Genomic DNA, 15,016 nt, shown 5'->3' on the forward strand with positions numbered 1-15,016 from the left:
CGTCCCGGTCCGTGCCTCCCCCGCTCGGGCCGGGGAGGCACGGACCGGGACGGGGTGACGCCGGCGGCCTTGCGGACGCGGGGCGCCGTACGCGCCGACGCGATCAGCGCGGTCCCCGCATCTCGCGGGTGAGGGCCCAGCGTTCGTGGTCGCGCCAGGCTCCGTCGATGAAGAGCATGTCGGGCGAGAACCCCTCCAGGCGGAAGCCGCGGCCACGGGCCAGGGCGATGGAGGCGGTGTTGGCGGGCTGCACGTTGATCTCCAGCCGGTGCAGCCGCATCGGTCCGAACGCGTGCCGCACGACGAGGTCCAGCCCTTCGCTCATCAGCCCGCGCCCCGCCGCGTGCGCGAACGCGCCGTACCCCAGGACGCCGCACTGGAACGCGCCGTGCACGATGTTGTTGATGTTGATGAACCCGGCGATGGAGCCGTCACGGCCTCCGTCGTCCGGGCCCGCGCCGGCGTCCGCCTTCTCGCAGACCAGGAAGCCGGCCCTGGTGGAGTCCTCGATCAGCCGCTGCGCGTACGCGGAGTACGCCGAGGCGCTGTCCGGCGGGAACAGCCAGGGGTGGTGCAGGTCCTTGCTCTCCCGGGCACGGGCGGTGAACTCGGCGCTGTCCGCGTGGGTGAAGTGGCGTACGCCCACACGGGGGCCTTCGGCGAGGTAGCGGGAAGCGAGGTGCGGCACCCCGCCACCCTACGTCGGGTCCCGGGTACGGGCCGGGCTCAGCTCAGCGCCGGTTCGTCGAGTGTCAGGGTGCCCGCGTCCGCGTCGAGTTCCGCCGTGACGCCGAACGGCACGGTGAGTGCCCCGTCGCAGTGCCCGAACCCGAACTGCTCGGCCACGGGCACGCCGAGACCGCCGAGCCGGTCGGCGAGCAGCGCCCGCACCTTCTCGTACGGGCCGCACTGCGCCCAGGAGCCGAGCAGCAGCCCCGACACCCCGTCGAACCAGCCGGCCCGCGACAGCTGGGTGAGGTACCGGTCGAGCCGGTACGGCTCCTCCCCCACGTCCTCCAGGCACAGCAGCCCGCCGCGTGCGGAGGGTCTGGTGTGCGGGGTGCCGAGGTCGGCGGCGAGCAGGGCGAGGCAGCCGCCGAGCGTGACGCCGCGCGCCCGGCCGGGGACCAGCGCGGTGCCGTCGGAGGCGAGGGTGCGGACGGTGTCGGGGGCGAACAGGGTGGCCTTGAGGTGCTCCTGTGCGCGGGTGTTCTTGAGGAAGTCGACGCCCGCCGCCATCGGCCCGTGCAGGGTGACCAGACCGAGCCGGGTCGCGAACGCCTCGTGCAGGGCGGTGATGTCGCTGAACCCGACGAGGACCTTCGGTCCGGCGGCCCGCATCGCCGGCCAGTCGAGCAGGTCGACCATGCGCTGCACGCCGTAGCCGCCCCGGGCGCAGATCACCGCGTCCACGGCGGGGTCGCACCAGGCGGCCTGCAGGTCGGCGGCCCGGTCCGCGTCGGTGCCGGCCAGGTAGTCGAACTCGCCGTGGCGGTCCAGGACGTGGGGGGCGGCCACCGGGTCGAGGTCCCAGCCGCGCAGCACGTCGAGACCGGCCTGCAGCCGCTCCTCCGGCACGGGCCCGCTGGGCGCGACAACGGCCACCCGGGCGCCGGGGCCGAGCCGGGGCGGCCGCCGCAACGGCTCGGCCCGGCTCGGCCACGCGGTTCGGTTCATCGATGCGACCCGGCTCACCGGGTCAGCTCCAGGACCGGCACGCCCGGTACCGACAGTCCGAAGACCTGTGCGTACAGGGACAGTTCGGCCTCCAGTGCGCGCACCATGGTCTCGGCGCGCCGGAAGCCGTGTCCCTCTCCCTCGAAGGTGAGATACGCGTGCGGCACGCCCCTGCCCTCCAGGCGGGCGAGGAACCGCTCGCACTGCACGGGAGGGCAGATCCGGTCGTCCAGGCCCTGGAGGAGCAGGAACGGCGCGGTGAGCCGGTCGGCGTGTGCGGCGGGCGAGCGTTCGGCGTACCGCTCGGGGACTTCGGCGCGCGGGCCGATGAGGCTCTCGAGGTACCGGGACTCGAAGTCGTGGGTCTCTCCCGGGCCCCAGCCGGTCAGGTCGAGCACCGGGTAGATGATGGTGCCGCAGGCGTAGATGTCGGTCGTGGTGAGGGAGGCGGCCGTGGTCCAGCCGCCGGCGCTGCCGCCGCGGACGGCGAGCCGGTCGCGGGCGGCGGTGCCCTCGTCGGCGAGGGCGAGCGCGACGGCGGCGCAGTCCTCGACGTCGACCACGCCCCACTGCTCGCGCAGCCGGTCCCGGTAGGCGCGCCCGTAGCCGGTGGAGCCGCCGTAGTTGACCTCGGCAACGCCGATGCCGCGCGAGGTGAAGTAGGCGATCTCGAGGTCGAGCACGAGCGGCGCCCGGCCGGTGGGCCCGCCGTGCGCCCAGATCACGTACGGCGGCAGCTCGCCGTCGGGCCCGGCGCAGTCGGGGTTGCGCGGCGGGTACACCTGGGCGTGGATCTCGCGGCCGTCCGGCCCGCTGAAGGTGCGGACCTGCGGCTGCGGGTAGTGGGCGGGGTCCACGGCGTCCTTGTGCGGGGTGCCGATCACCCGGGCCCTGCCGGTTCGGGTGTCCAGCTCGACGACCTCGTGGGCGCTGCGCGGGCTCGCTCCGACGGCCACGACGCGCTCGCCGTGGGCCGCGAGCGTGGGCGTGAACTCGGTCCAGGGTCCGGCCACGTCGACGACCTCGCCCCGTTCCGGGTCGAGGATGCCGAGCGTGGCGGCACCCCGGCCGTGCACGACGGCGATCAGGCCGCTGTCCAGCGGGGTGAACCAGCGCGACCCGGGCTTCCACAGCGGCCCGCCGAACTCCTCCTCGCGCGGGCAGACGGGTTCGCCGTCGAGGTAGAGGTTCCACCAGCCGGTGCGGTCACTCGTGTGGAGCAGTCGGCCGTCGTGCGTCCAGTCGGCCTGGGCGACCGACTCGCCCGGGCCGCCGGCCACGGTGCGGGCGTCGTGCAGGGTGCCGTCGGGGGCGACGTCGGCGAGGCGGAGTTCGGTACCGTCCCAGGGCATGCGGGGATGGTCCCAGGCCAGCCAGACGGCGCGCCGCCCGTCGGGCGAGAGGCGCGGCCCGGTGACGAACCGGTGCCGGTCGTCGGTCAGTTCGCGCACGGCACCGCGGTCGTCGGCGGCCGAGCCGTCCAGCGGTACGGCGGCCAGGACGCGGCGCACGTCACTGGGTCCGTCGCCGGTGAACTCCTCCAGGACGCACCACACCTCGCCGCGGTCCGGCAGCAGGGTCGGCTCGGCCCAGCGCAGCCCCTGCCCCACCGGGGAGACGGGGGTCAGCGGCCGCGGCTCGCCGCCCGGTTCGTACCGGTAGAGGCGCTGGTCGGCGAAGTCGACGAACACCACGAGCGGGTCGTCGTCCCGCACGAAGCCGGCCCAGGGTCGTCCGCCGTACTCGTGGACCCGGCTGCGCACGTTCCAGGGCGCGGGCAGGACGGACTCCTCGGTACCGTCGGAGTGCCGGCGCACCAGGGTGCGGCGGCCGCCCTCGGCGGGCCGGGGCTCGGTCCACCACACCTCGTCCCCGACGAACCCCACGTACTCGGGGCTTCCGTCGTGCGCCGCGGCCGTGGCCGCGTCGATGGGCGAGGGCCACTCGCCGTACGGCAGGGTTCGCACCGTCTCCCCCATGGGCTCAGGCCGTCCGCAGGAACCGGTCGAGGACGCGGACGCCGAAGTGGAGCGCCTCGACCGGGACGCGCTCGTCGACTCCGTGGAAGAGGGCCTGGTAGTCGAAGCCCTCCGGCAGCTTCAGCGGGGCGAAGCCGTAGCCGGTGATGCCGAGGCGGGAGAACTGCTTGGCGTCCGTGCCGCCGGACATGCAGTACGGCACGGGGTGCCCCTCGGGTGCGAACTCCTGCACCGCGGCCCGCATGCGGGCGAACGTCGTCGAGTCCACCGGCGACTGGAGGGCCGGCTCCCGGTGGTGGAACTCCCAGTCCACGTCGGGCCCGGTGAGCCGGTCCAGGGTGGCGCGGAAGTCGTCCTCGCCGCCGGGCAGGATCCGTCCGTCGATGTACGCCTCGGCCTGGCCGGGGATCACGTTGACCTTGTAGCCGGCGTCCAGCATGGTCGGATTGCTGCTGTTGCGGAGGGTGTGCTCGACGAGTTTCGCGGCCGGGCCCAGCTTGGCGAGCAGCGTGTCCACGTCGGACAGGTCGGGGTCGATGCCGTACAGGGCGGCGAGTTCGGTGAGTGCCGCGCGGACGGTCGGGGTGAGCCGCAGCGGCCACTCGTGCTCTCCGATGCGGGCGACGGCGGCGGCGAGGCGGGTCACCGCGTTGTCCCGGTTGACCTTGGAGCCGTGGCCGGCCCGTCCGCGCGCGGTGAGCTTCAGCCAGGCCGTGCCGCGTTCTCCCGCGGCGATCGGATAGAGCTGCCGGCCGGAGCCGTCGTGGACGGTGTAGGCACCCGATTCGCTGATGCCCTCGGTGCATCCCTCGAAGAGCTCCGGGTGCCGGTCGGCGAGAAACCCGGAGCCGTCCTCGGCGCTGGCCTCCTCGTCGGCGGTGAAGGCGATCACGATGTCGCGCCGGGGCCGCACGCCCTGGCGGGCCCAGGCCCGCACCACGGCGAGGATCATCGCGTCCATGTTCTTCATGTCGACGGCGCCGCGCCCCCAGACCACCCCGTCGCGCACCTCGCCGGAGAAGGGGTGCACGCTCCAGTCGGCCGCCTCGGCCGGTACGACGTCGAGGTGACCGTGGACGAGGAGCGCGTCGGCCGTCGGGTCGGTGCCCGCGAGGCGCGCGACGACGTTGGTCCGGCCGGGGGTGCGCTCGAGCAGCACCGGTTCCAGGCCCGCTCCGGCCAGCCGCTCCGCCGCGTACTCGGCGGCGGGCCGCTCCCGGCAGTCACCGCCGCCCCGGTTCGTGGTGTCGATCCTGATGAGGTCGGACGTGAACGTCACGACCTCGTCCAGAGCGTGTTCGTCAGCCATACTGCTCCTCCACCGCAGCCGAGGCGATCGTGGTGACCGCCTTGAAGGTGCGGATCCCGTCGTACATGGTCCCGCTGGTGTATGCCACTTTCCGCTCGCCGGTCCGGGCCACGCCCGGCACGACGGTGGCGGCCATGGCCAGATGTTCGGCGTCGAACTCCACCGCGACGCTGAAGGGGCCCGCGGCCACCGGCTCGTGGCGCACCGCGAGCGCGGCGGCGTCCTTGGCCGCCGCACGGATGTCGGAGGCCGTCCGGGCGGGTGTCCGGCACACCGCCGCGTACCGCGACACATGGTCCTTGACCGCGACCTTCAGCGCCCCGGGCGCGTAGCCGAGCGCGTCCTCGCAGGCCACGTCGTCGCCGGTGACCAGGACGACCGGCACCCCGTACTCGGCGACGACGGCGGCGTTGAGCAGGCCCTCGCTCGCCCGTTCGCCGTTCAGCCACACCCCGGTGATGGAGTTGGCGAGGAAGGTGTGGGCGAGGACGCCCTCCATGCCGGCGCCGGCGTGATAGCCGATGAACGCGATGCCGTCCACGTCGCCGTGCTGCACGCCCTCGACCATGGACAGCGACTTGTGCCGCCCGGTGAGCATCTCGGCCCGCTCGTCGAGCCGCTCCAGCAGGAGATTGCGCATGGTCCAGTGCGCCTCGTTGATCAGCACCTCGTCGGCGCCGCCGTCGAAGAAGCCCCGCACGGCGGCGTCGACGTCGGAGGTGAACATGGACCGGCAGCGCTCCCATTGCGGGGTGCCCGGCAGCACGTCGGCCGGCCAGGTGACACCGGTGGCGCCCTCCATGTCGGCGCTGATGAGGATCTTCATGCGCCTCACGCTACGTCGTGCTGCCAAAACTATGCCAGGCCTGTGGAAAACTCCCACCGGCCCAGACCAATGACGGTACAGGGTGCACGGAACCGCCTCCCACCTGCCCCTCCCTCACACTTCGGCCCGCGGACCCGGCCTGATCCGGACGACGGGCTCCGGTCACCCGGCACGTCCCGTCACGTACCAGCCGGAGGGCAGTTCGATGCGGGAGCCGTCGGGCGCGTACTCCGTCGTGGTGAGGGGCGCGGTGCCGCTCGCCAGGAGGGTCAGCCCGGCCGCGGCCAGGAACTCCGGTACCTCGTCGTCGGCCATCCTCCCGGGGGCTATGCCGTGCCGGAAGACCGCCGCCACCTTGGGCGGCGGGCCTGCGGGCGAGGCCGTGAGGCTCTGCAGCAACGCCCCTGCGGCCTCGGCGGGTTCGACGAGGAAAGCACGGCCGCGGTCGCCGGCCAGGGTGGCGATGCCGTCCGCCAGGGGCTGCCGTTCCCCGGCCTCGCACTGGTGCAGCACGCCCCGCACGTAGACGTTGACGTCGCCGAGTTCCGCGTGCAGGTCCTGCGCCTCGCCCTTCTCTGCGGCGTCCAGCTGCCGGTAGGAGACCCGGCCGGCCGGATCGGCACGCCGGGCGTGGTCCAGGGCGGCGGCGGACAGGTCGGCTCCGACGACGTGCGGGAAGCGGTCGGCGAGGAAGCGGGTCTGGGTGCCGTTGCCGCAGCCCAGGTCGACCATCGGCAGGCCGGGATCGGACAGATGCGGTTCGAACAGGGCCAGATGGCGGGCGGCGGTCAGGGCGGGTTCCGCATCCCAGAACACGCCTCCCTGCCCACCCGGCGCCTCGCGCCAGAAACCCTCCCACGCCTCCCGGTACCGACTGGTCACGCTCATGCCCGACTCCCCAGGGTGTGAAGCGAATCCGCCCGCGTGACGGGTCAGTACGGTGTATCGCGCGCCGGGGCACACCGACAAGGAGACGGCGCATTCCTTCACGCCTCGTTCGCCTCGGGTGAGCCCCTGTTCGCCTCGGGTGAGCCCCTGTTCGCGTCGCGTGAACCCTCGTTCGCGTCGACCGGTCGCCCCCTCGCACCGAACGGGAGATGGGGGACGGGAAATGGGGGACGGGAGACGGGAGGCGTGCCGGATCAGCGGCGCGGCAGAGTCAGTTCGAACCAGACGCTCTTGCCGGAGTCGGTCCGGCTGGTGCCCCACTCCCGCGCGAGCCTGCTGACCACCCGCAGCCCGCGCCCGGACTCGTCCGTCGGCCCGGCGTTGAGGAGGGTGGGCAGTTCGTGGTCGTCGTCCTCCACCTCGCACAGCAGGGTGTCGCCGCGGACCAGGCGCAGCGCGACGGGCCGGGCGTGGGCGTGCCGTACGGCGTTGGTGACGAGTTCGCCGACCATCAGCTCGACGTTGGCGACGTGCTTCTCCAGGTCCCACTCGTAGAGCTGTTCGCGGACCATGGCGCGGGCCCGGGGGACCTCCGACGGGTCGGGGACGAGCCGCCATTCGGCGACGTGGTCGGGCTCGATGCCGCTCAGGCGTGCCATCAGCAGGGCCACGTCGTCCTTGCGGCCGCCGCGACCCGCTTTTGAGAACGTCACAGCGAGGGCACGGATGATGGTGTCGCAGGCGTCGTCCATGGACGCGGCCGGGTGGGCGGCGGATTCGCACAAGGTGGCGAGGCCGACACCGATGTCCTCGCCGCGCACCTCGACCAGTCCGTCGGTGCACATCACCAGCCGGTCGCCGGGCTCCACGCGCACGCGCACGGACTCGAACGGCACACCCCCGACGCCGATCGGGGCGCCGGTGGGCAGGTCCAGCAGTTCGCTGCGGCCGTCCGCCGCACGGACCAGAACGGGCGGGATGTGTCCGGCGTTGGCGAGGTGGAGCTCGCTCGCGATGGGGTCGTAGACGGTGTACAGACAGGTCGCCAGGTGGGTGTCACCCAGCCGTTGGGCAAGGTCGTCGAGGTTGCGCAGCAACTGCGCGGGCGGCAGGTCGAGTCCCGCCATGGTCTGCACGGCGGTGCGCAGCTGGCCCATCATCGCGGCGGAGTTCAGGCCGTGGCCCATGACGTCACCGACGACGAAGGCGGTGCGGGCGCCGGGCAGCTTCACCGAGTCGAACCAGTCGCCGCCGACCCGGCCGAGCAGCGTGCCCGGCAGATAGCGGGTGGCTATGTCGCAGCCCGCCATGCGCGGCGGGATCTGCGGGAGCATGCTGTCCTGGAGCGTCTCGGCGACGTTCTCCTGGTAGGTGTACATGCGCGCGTTGTCGAGCACCAGGCCCGCGCGGGCGGCGAGTTCGGCGCCGGTGACGCGGTCCATGTCGTTGAAGACCTGCCGCTCCGGGTGGCGCAGCAGAATCATGAAACCGAGGACGACCTGACGCGCTTTCAGCGGCACGACGAGCATCGAGCGGCCGGTGATCAGCGGGCGGATGTCGCGCTTCTCGAACTGCGAGGCGACGGCATGCCCCATCTGCTCGCTGATGCGCGGCACGAGGACGGGCTCGCCGGTGGTCATGCACTGGAAGAACGGGGTGTGGGCCGGGAAGGGCATGGCTTCACCGACGGGCACGACGTCGTCCCAGCGGCCGGGTTCGTCGGTGTGCTCGAGGGCGACCCGGTGCCACAGGGTGGTGGTGTCGGGCACGCCCTCGTCGAAACCCTCACCGGCGACGACCTGTTCGCGCAGATAGGTGCCGGCGACGTCGGTGAAGCGGGGGACGACGGCCTTGCTGACCTCGACGATGGTGCGGGACAGGTCGAGGGAGGTGCCGATCCGGGAGCTGACCTCGTTGAGGAACTCCAGGTGTTCGCGGACGGCGGCGTACTCGAGGTCCTCGGCCTCGTCGCGCTGGTCCTCGGGCACGGGTTCGCCGGCCGCGCGGGCCCGTGCGGCCCGTGCGCGACGCGCCTTGCGTTCGGCACGGCGGGGCACACCCCAGTCGGGGGTGACGGGCACCCGCTCGTTCTGGCTGAACTCCAGGACGGGATAGCCCATTTCGAGGATCTGGTCGGCGATGCGGGCACTCTCCCCGACGCTCATGCTGGGCAGGATCTCGGGGAGCCGGCGGGCCAGGTCCGCGGAGCCGGGTAAGTCGGTGTGCAGGGCGAACCCGGGGGCGATCCGCTCGAACGCCTCCGTCCCGTCGCCGTGCAGCGCGTCCGCGTCGGCGGCGAGCACCAGCAGCCGCTCGCCGCCGGGACCGACCAGCGGGTAGGCCCACCACAGCACGTCGACACGTCCCGTCCCGGACCCGGAGCCGGCTTCGGGCTCGTGGGCGGGAGCGGAGGCAGGGGCGGCGAGGCGGGCGCGGCCCGCGGCCGGATAAAAAAAGGCCCCGGCCGAAGGAGGATTCGAAACCGGGGCCGGGACCGTCGTAGTCGGCGTACGACGCGTACGCACCGTGTCGCCCGGCTTCTCTCTCCTCCTCGTCCCCGGGGAGGGCGCCGGAGACCGGCAGCAGATCGACGGCCGGGCGGCCGAGGGCGTCGTCCTTGGACAGCCCGAAAAGACGCCGTGCGCCTGTACTCCAGTGCGAGACCAGCCCGTCGCGGTCCACGACGACGACGGCCAGCGGGATCCGGCCGGCACCGAGGCCTTCGGCCGCCGCGCCGTCCTCGGCTCCACGGCCGGCCGGTGCGTCCCGCTCGGTGCCACGGTCCATGGCCCAGGCCCTCTCTCCCCACGGCTCTCAAGATCTGTACCGCCGTACCACCGTACGGGCACGGCTGGTTGCGATGTGTGGCAATACGGGAATTGACCGCCGACGTTCGCACCGGAGCGCGCCCCCCGTGCAAAGGCCCGTTCGCGACCTCGTTCCCGCCCCCGCCCCTGGTCCCGTTCCTGCACCTCGGTCCTCGTGCCCCAGCTGGAGGTCCCCTCCGGCGCGGTCCCGTTCAGCGCGGTCCCGTTCAGCGCGGTCCCCTCCGGCAACCTGCTCGAACCGGTGAGGGGAGCCGGCCCGGACCCGGCCGCACCGGCCGCAGCAAGAAGCCGACCGGCAGCCGGCTTGCGGCCGACGTCCCGCTGCCACCGGCCCCTTGAGACGGCCCGGCCCTTGATACGGCCGGGCCCGCCCCTTCACCTCGGCGGCTACTTCTCGACCTCGGTGGCGAGGTTGGCGAGCAGCGCGTCGTGGATGCGCGCGAGGCCCTTGGGGGCGAAGGTCCTCTCGAAGAAGCCGCCGATGCCGCCGGCGCCGGTCCAGGTGGTGGTCACGACGACCCGGGACCTGCCCTCCCCGGCCGGGGTGACGCGCCAGGTGGTGACCATGGACGAGTTGCGGTCCTTCTCGACCAGTTCGCCGTCGCTCGGCTCGGTGACCTCCATGAGGCAGTCGCGGACGCGCTTGCTGGTGGCCTGGAGCTTCCAGTGGACGAGGCTGCCCTCACCGTCACCGCCCTCGCGGACCTCGTACTCGCTGTACTGCTCGGGCAGCAGCCTCCCGCGCGTGCCGCTGTAGTCGGCGAGGGCATCGAACACCGTCTCCGCGTCCGCCACGACGATCCGCTCCGTAGTGGCCTCGACCTGCGCCATCGACTTCCTCCAGGACATGGGTTCTCGGTGGGTCGGGGCAAGCCAACCACCCCCTCGCCCGGCCTCCCAAATCGGGAGTCCGGAAGTGATCGGGAGTGTGCTCAAACCAGTCGTTCGCGCGATCAAGGGAACACTTGTTCTATTGCGTGAGCCCGTGCTTGGGCCAGTACCACCGAGGAGGCGTCATGCGCTGGGAGAACCTCACCCCGGACTCCGAACACAGCCGGGCCGACGCCGCGCTGTTCGGCGCGGACGCGGTGACCACCCGCACCTTCGACACGCCGGAATTCGCCGGAATCACCTTCCACGAGATCCGCGCCCGCTCGGTCCTCAACCGGGTGCCCGGAGCGTCCCGCATGCCCTTCGAGTGGACCGTGAATCCCTATCGGGGGTGCACGCATGCGTGCGTCTACTGCTTCGCCCGCAAGTCGCACAGCTATCTGGACCTCGACACGGGCATCGGCTTCGACAGCCAGATCATGGTGAAGGTGAACGCGCCCGATGTGCTGCGCCGTCAGCTCGCCGCCCGGCGCTGGCAGGGCGAGCACATAGCGATGGGCACGAACGTCGACTGCTACCAGCGCGGGGGATGGTTGCACGGTAGCAGTAGAGACCGCTGACCGGCGCAAATGATCCCCAACACGCAACGGAAACAACGCACAGACGGGGCAGCCACCAGCACTCACCGCGTCACAGACGAACCCCGCCCCATGCACCAGGAGAGATGCGGCCATGGGCGGGGTTCGTCTGTGGGGAGCAGCTACCTACTGAGCTTTCCGGCTTGGTGTCGGGTGACGGTCGCTGATCGTGAGTCCGGTCCCGGTCAGGCAACCGTCGATCAGGGCCGGCCGGTACTGGATCTGTCGCAGGCCACGGCGGACGGTGCGAACAAGGTGATCGGCGTCGGCGAAGGCGGTGTTGGCCAGCGGTCCGCGTCGCAGTAGTGACCAGAGGCCTTCCACGGGATTGAGGTCCGGCGCGTATGCAGGGAGTTGATAGACGGTCAGCCAGTCGTGTTCGGCCTCGAACCGGCGCATGCCGGCAGCGAGGTGGGTGTTCAAGTTGTCCCACAGCAGCACGATCGGTCCCCCGAGCTGGAGGTGGGCGCACACCGCCAGGTCGCGGTAGTCGGTCCAGGCGAAGCTCTTGCGCTCGTGCTTGAAACGTCGGTAATCCTTGGGCCGCCAGATCAGCCGGGCGCGTTCACCGGGCTGGTAGCAGGCCATCGCGGCGATCGACAGCCGGCGCCAGGAACGGCCCCGCACCTGGATCAGCGGTGTGCGACCACGCCGGCCCCAGGTCCGGGCGCACGGCGGCGTCATCGAGAACCCGGCCTCGTCCTCGAAGACCAGCCAGGCCCCGAGCGCCGCCGCGGTGCTTCCGCGTGCGGCCACACGTCCTTCTTCCACAGCTCCACCGCCGCCTGGTTCCGCTCCAGGGCGTGGCGGGCCGGCGCCTGCCAGGACCAGCCGTGGCAATGCAGCAACCGCCACACTCCCGTCACCGAGCAGGTGAGGTGGAAGCGGCGACCGATCACCGTCTTGATCCGCTCCAACGTCCAGCGCTGGTCCGGCCAGCCGTGCGCGGCCGGCCCTTTGGCCAGCTCTTCCTCGAGGACCGCGAACTGCGCGTCGGTAAGCCTGGGGCGACCCGCCGACCCCTTCGAGGCCAGGCCCTGCGGGCCGTCCTCCCGCCAGGTTCGGCGCCGGCGCTCCACCGAGCGCTCACTCACCCGTAGGTCCGCAGCGATCACCGAGGTCTTCTCACCCCGCGCGAAGCGCTCCGCCGTCTGCAACCGGATCCGCTCACGACTCTGCCGCCGCCCGGCGGTCAGTCCACCACCTTGTGCGTACCGCATACTCCCGGCCTACCACCGACAGCCCCCGACACCAAGCCGGAAAGCTCAGTAACGAGGTGTACCCCACTCCCGCCTAGCCTGTTCTGGCACGTACTGGCAGCACGACCAAGCCCCTGACCCCTTGTTCAGAGGCGAGGGCTTGGTCGAGCCTGGTCAACGGAAGGCCTCCTTGACAGATCCAACCCGGCGCACCAGGGCCGCACCTGGGACACAGAGTCGTCAGAGCGGATTGAGGCGGGCCTTGAGCAGGCAGAACTCATTGCCCTCGGGGTCGGCAAGAACGTGCCACTGCTCTTCGCCGGTCTGGCCGATGTCGGCCGGGCGCGCCCCGAGCTTCAGGAGGCGTTCGAGCTCGGCGTCCTGATCGCGGTCGGTGGCGTTGACGTCGATGTGCAGCCGGGACTTCCCCGGCTCCGGCTCGTCCCTGCGGCTGAGGATGATCGTCGGCTGCGGGCCGCCGAACCCTTCACGCGGTCCGATCTCGATGCAGTCGTTCCCTTCGCGATCGAGCACTACGAAGTCCAGGACCTCGCACCAGAACCGCGCCAGCACCTCGGGATCGCGGCAACCGAGCACGAGCTCACTGATACGACATGCCATTGGCGAAACCTACTCTCAGCGTGGGAACTGCCGGTGCGGCCGCGCGGAGCTCTTGGGCTCCCCGCAGCGGGAACACGCTCGGGACCGTACCGGGCGAGGAGAGCAGGTGCGAAGGGTTTTTGGGGTCCTCTTCTTGCCCGACTCCTTCACCAACACTCACCCCAGCTTCCATCCCGTCCGCCGTCGACCATGCTCAGTTGTGCCGGGGCGGGGTTCGGCCAGGTCGATGACGGCCCAGTCGTAGAAGCGGTGGCCCTTGGCGCCGGCCCCTGCCGACAGCTTCTGCCAGGCTCGCTTGGGCACCTTCGCGGCCAGCGCGTCCGCGCGGAACTTCCCGGCATCGGTGGCCGCTTCGTGGGAGGAGGCGACGGCGAGGACGTAGCCGACCTGGCGCTGTTCCAGCGCGGATCGCAGCTTCGGGTTGCCGCCGTAGACCTCGTCGCCTGCGACCCAGCCCACGCGGTGTCCGGCGTCAAGGAACCGGCCGATCATGCGGGCGGCCAGCTCCGGCTTGGTCGCGAAGACGGTGTCCTCGCCCAGTCCCGCTGCCCGGCAGCGGTCCGGGTCGCACGTCCACGAGCGCGGGATGTACAGCTCGCGGTCCACCGCCGCGTGTCCGCGGCGGCCTGCATAGACGAGGTAGACGGCGACCTGCGCGTTTTCGATCCTGCCGGCGGTGCCGGTGTACTGGCGCTGGACACCCACGCTGTGCGTGCCCTTCTTCACGTCCCCGGTCTCATCGCCGATCAGCACCGCGTCCTCGTCGTGCAGATGTTCCAGCACGTATCCGCGCACGTCATCGCGTACGGCGTCGGCATCCCACTTGGCCCGGCCGAGCAGGTGCTGCATGCCGTCCGGACTGGTCTCCCCGGCCCACTCCGCGATCGTCCAGCAGTTCTTGCGCGGCAGGTCCGACAGCAGCCCCCGCACCAAGTCCCCCACCCAACGCCGGAGTTCGACCCGCGCGAACCGGCTCGCTATCCGGGACATCACGGCCTCGAACGCCTCCTGCCAGCGGGCAGGGTCTACGCCGTGCCCAGCGGCCACCGCATGATCGTTAGTCTCCACACACCGATGATCAGCGGTGGCCGCGGCCTTCCCGCAGCCGGTCCCCCGGCAAGATCGCGTGCACCAGGTCGCGCTGATACCAGGTGCCTGGCTTACCGCCGAGGTGGGCCGGGTCGGCGGGGCCGACGGGAACGAACCCGGCTTTGGTCAGCACCTTTTGAGACACGGCATTCTGGCAGACGGTGGCCGCTCGCAGTGTGCGCAATCGGTACTGGGCCGCCGCCAGTTGGCACAGCTCCCGGACGGTTGTGGTCGCCACGCCTCGGCCGGCGACGTGCTGCGCGACCCGGTAGCCGAGTTCCGCAGTGTGGTCTTCGATGTCGACCAGGTTGAACCTGCCGAGTACCGAGCCGTCCTCGGCGACGAGCACGTGGAAGGCGCAGATGCCAGCCTCCTGCTCAGCCAACAAAGCGTTGTACCGGTCGGTGAACTGGTCGAAGAAGTCGTCGCCGCGGTCGGGGACCGAGGCAGCGAAGTAGGCGCGGTTCGCCAGCTCGAAGGCCAGGACCGCCGGGGCATGGCCGGCATGCAGCCGCTGCAACTCGGGCATTGCCCGACTCTACCCAGATGGTGCGCCGAGGCCACCTGGTTTCCTCCAGCGGCAGACAGCCCCAAGCAAGGCACATAACGATCTACGACTGGAGTACTAGTACTCCAGCAGGACTTTGCTGTCTGACCTGCGGGTTTCGCTGGGCGGCTGGAGTGTAGCGGGACTTCGATCGTGCGGGGGCGGTCTCACGGAGACCGCCCCTCGATCGTGCGACAACGCCGCAGGTAGTGACAGCGGCGGGCGACTGCTTGGCGTCGGCGGCGCCAGTTCGACCGGCTCAGCGCGTGGTGTAGTCCTCGGTGTCCGCTCAGGTGCAGGGGCCGGGCACGACAAGCTGCCAGGAGTCGCCGAACCTCCGCCACTGTGAGCTCGATGGCCCCGGCTGTCCCACCTGTTCCGCCCCTTTTTCCCAGGGCTGGTGTGCCGTGGCGGCCAGGAAGGCGTGCGCGAGCATGGCCAGAGTGATGTGCCGATACCAGCCCACGTAGCGGCGGACTTCGTACTGGTCCAGGCCGCATTCGTTCTTCGCGGCCTGGAAGCATTCCTCGATCGCCCAGCGCGCCCCGGCAACTCGCACCAGTTCCTGGACGGTGACCTGAAGG

10 protein-coding genes and 4 pseudogenes are annotated in these 15,016 nt (G+C 71.5%); 1 reads left to right on the forward strand and 13 read right to left on the reverse strand.

Annotation, left to right across the window (positions count from 1 at the left end; translation table 11 throughout):
* Nucleotides 1-103 precede the first annotated feature (103 nt).
* The 8 genes and pseudogenes from AOK11_RS26135 to AOK11_RS26170 all read right to left on the reverse strand — a co-directional run bounded on the left by AOK11_RS26135 (nt 104) and on the right by AOK11_RS26170 (nt 10,338).
* Nucleotides 104-688 (reverse strand): GNAT family N-acetyltransferase, encoded by a 585-nt coding sequence (locus tag AOK11_RS26135; RefSeq protein WP_055596175.1) that lies wholly within the window; start codon nt 686-688, stop codon nt 104-106.
* A 38-nt stretch (nt 689-726) separates the two neighbouring features.
* On the reverse strand, nt 727-1,677 hold the full coding sequence (locus tag AOK11_RS26140; RefSeq protein WP_055596176.1) for a S66 peptidase family protein: 951 nt from the start codon (nt 1,675-1,677) through the stop codon (nt 727-729).
* A 14-nt stretch (nt 1,678-1,691) separates the two neighbouring features.
* Nucleotides 1,692-3,656 carry a dipeptidyl-peptidase 5 gene (locus tag AOK11_RS26145; RefSeq protein ID WP_055596177.1) on the reverse strand — a complete coding sequence of 655 codons (1,965 nt, stop codon included), beginning with the start codon at nt 3,654-3,656 and terminating at the stop codon, nt 1,692-1,694.
* Between the two features lie 4 nt (nt 3,657-3,660).
* The gene (locus AOK11_RS26150; RefSeq protein ID WP_055596178.1) at nt 3,661-4,965 is read right to left on the reverse strand and encodes a M20/M25/M40 family metallo-hydrolase; all 1,305 of its coding nucleotides are present in this window, start codon (nt 4,963-4,965) and stop codon (nt 3,661-3,663) included.
* The gene (locus AOK11_RS26155) at nt 4,958-5,791 is read right to left on the reverse strand and encodes a M55 family metallopeptidase (RefSeq protein ID WP_055596179.1); all 834 of its coding nucleotides are present in this window, start codon (nt 5,789-5,791) and stop codon (nt 4,958-4,960) included. Before AOK11_RS26155 ends, AOK11_RS26150 begins: the two co-directional genes overlap by 8 nt.
* Before the next feature lie 162 nt (nt 5,792-5,953).
* A complete protein-coding gene (locus AOK11_RS26160) occupies nt 5,954-6,679 on the reverse strand; it encodes a class I SAM-dependent methyltransferase (protein ID WP_055596180.1) in 726 nt (241 codons plus the stop codon).
* A gap of 254 nt (nt 6,680-6,933) precedes the next feature.
* Nucleotides 6,934-9,466, reverse strand: a pseudogene (locus tag AOK11_RS26165) (SpoIIE family protein phosphatase).
* A 428-nt stretch (nt 9,467-9,894) separates the two neighbouring features.
* Nucleotides 9,895-10,338, reverse strand: a complete 444-nt coding sequence (locus AOK11_RS26170) for an SRPBCC family protein (protein WP_055596181.1) — start codon at nt 10,336-10,338, stop codon at nt 9,895-9,897.
* 185 nt (nt 10,339-10,523) lie between these two features.
* Between AOK11_RS26170 and AOK11_RS26175 the strand changes: the two are divergent.
* Nucleotides 10,524-10,922: pseudogene (locus AOK11_RS26175) on the forward strand (radical SAM family protein); the annotation flags it as partial.
* Between the two features lie 180 nt (nt 10,923-11,102).
* Here AOK11_RS26175 and AOK11_RS46840 read toward each other — a convergent pair.
* From AOK11_RS46840 to AOK11_RS26205, 5 genes and pseudogenes are all read right to left on the reverse strand, one after another.
* A protein-coding gene (locus AOK11_RS46840) for an IS630 family transposase (protein WP_420903013.1) occupies nt 11,103-12,196 on the reverse strand; the annotation gives its coding sequence in 2 pieces (ribosomal slippage) (nt 11,103-11,732 and nt 11,735-12,196; 1,092 coding nt in all).
* A 219-nt stretch (nt 12,197-12,415) separates the two neighbouring features.
* Nucleotides 12,416-12,796 (reverse strand): VOC family protein, encoded by a 381-nt coding sequence (locus tag AOK11_RS26190; RefSeq protein WP_055596183.1) that lies wholly within the window; start codon nt 12,794-12,796, stop codon nt 12,416-12,418.
* 192 nt (nt 12,797-12,988) lie between these two features.
* Nucleotides 12,989-13,786 (reverse strand): annotated as a pseudogene (locus AOK11_RS26195) (IS701 family transposase); the annotation flags it as partial.
* Between the two features lie 88 nt (nt 13,787-13,874).
* Nucleotides 13,875-14,414: a GNAT family N-acetyltransferase gene (locus tag AOK11_RS26200; RefSeq protein WP_055596184.1), complete on the reverse strand. Its 540-nt coding sequence runs from the start codon at nt 14,412-14,414 to the stop codon at nt 13,875-13,877.
* Nucleotides 14,415-14,721: 307 nt separating this feature from the next.
* Nucleotides 14,722-15,016, reverse strand: a pseudogene (locus AOK11_RS26205) (IS701 family transposase); the annotation flags it as partial.

It is taken from the genome of Streptomyces hirsutus (genome assembly GCF_001418415.1).
GTDB lineage: Bacteria > Actinomycetota > Actinomycetes > Streptomycetales > Streptomycetaceae > Streptomyces > Streptomyces hirsutus.

Excerpts from the sequence above, each read along its gene's own strand:
- AOK11_RS26150 (WP_055596178.1), bottom strand. The coding sequence starts at position 4,965 with ATGGCTGACGAACACGCTCTGGACGAGGTCGTGACGTTCACGTCCGAC.
- AOK11_RS26140 (WP_055596176.1), bottom strand. The coding sequence starts at position 1,677 with ATGAACCGAACCGCGTGGCCGAGCCGGGCCGAGCCGTTGCGGCGGCCG.
- AOK11_RS26200 (WP_055596184.1), bottom strand. The coding sequence starts at position 14,414 with ATGCCCGAGTTGCAGCGGCTGCATGCCGGCCATGCCCCGGCGGTCCTG.
- AOK11_RS26145 (WP_055596177.1), bottom strand. The coding sequence starts at position 3,656 with ATGGGGGAGACGGTGCGAACCCTGCCGTACGGCGAGTGGCCCTCGCCC.
- AOK11_RS26190 (WP_055596183.1), bottom strand. The coding sequence starts at position 12,796 with ATGGCATGTCGTATCAGTGAGCTCGTGCTCGGTTGCCGCGATCCCGAG.
- AOK11_RS26155 (WP_055596179.1), bottom strand. The coding sequence starts at position 5,791 with ATGAAGATCCTCATCAGCGCCGACATGGAGGGCGCCACCGGTGTCACC.
- AOK11_RS26160 (WP_055596180.1), bottom strand. The coding sequence starts at position 6,679 with ATGAGCGTGACCAGTCGGTACCGGGAGGCGTGGGAGGGTTTCTGGCGC.
- AOK11_RS26170 (WP_055596181.1), bottom strand. The coding sequence starts at position 10,338 with ATGGCGCAGGTCGAGGCCACTACGGAGCGGATCGTCGTGGCGGACGCG.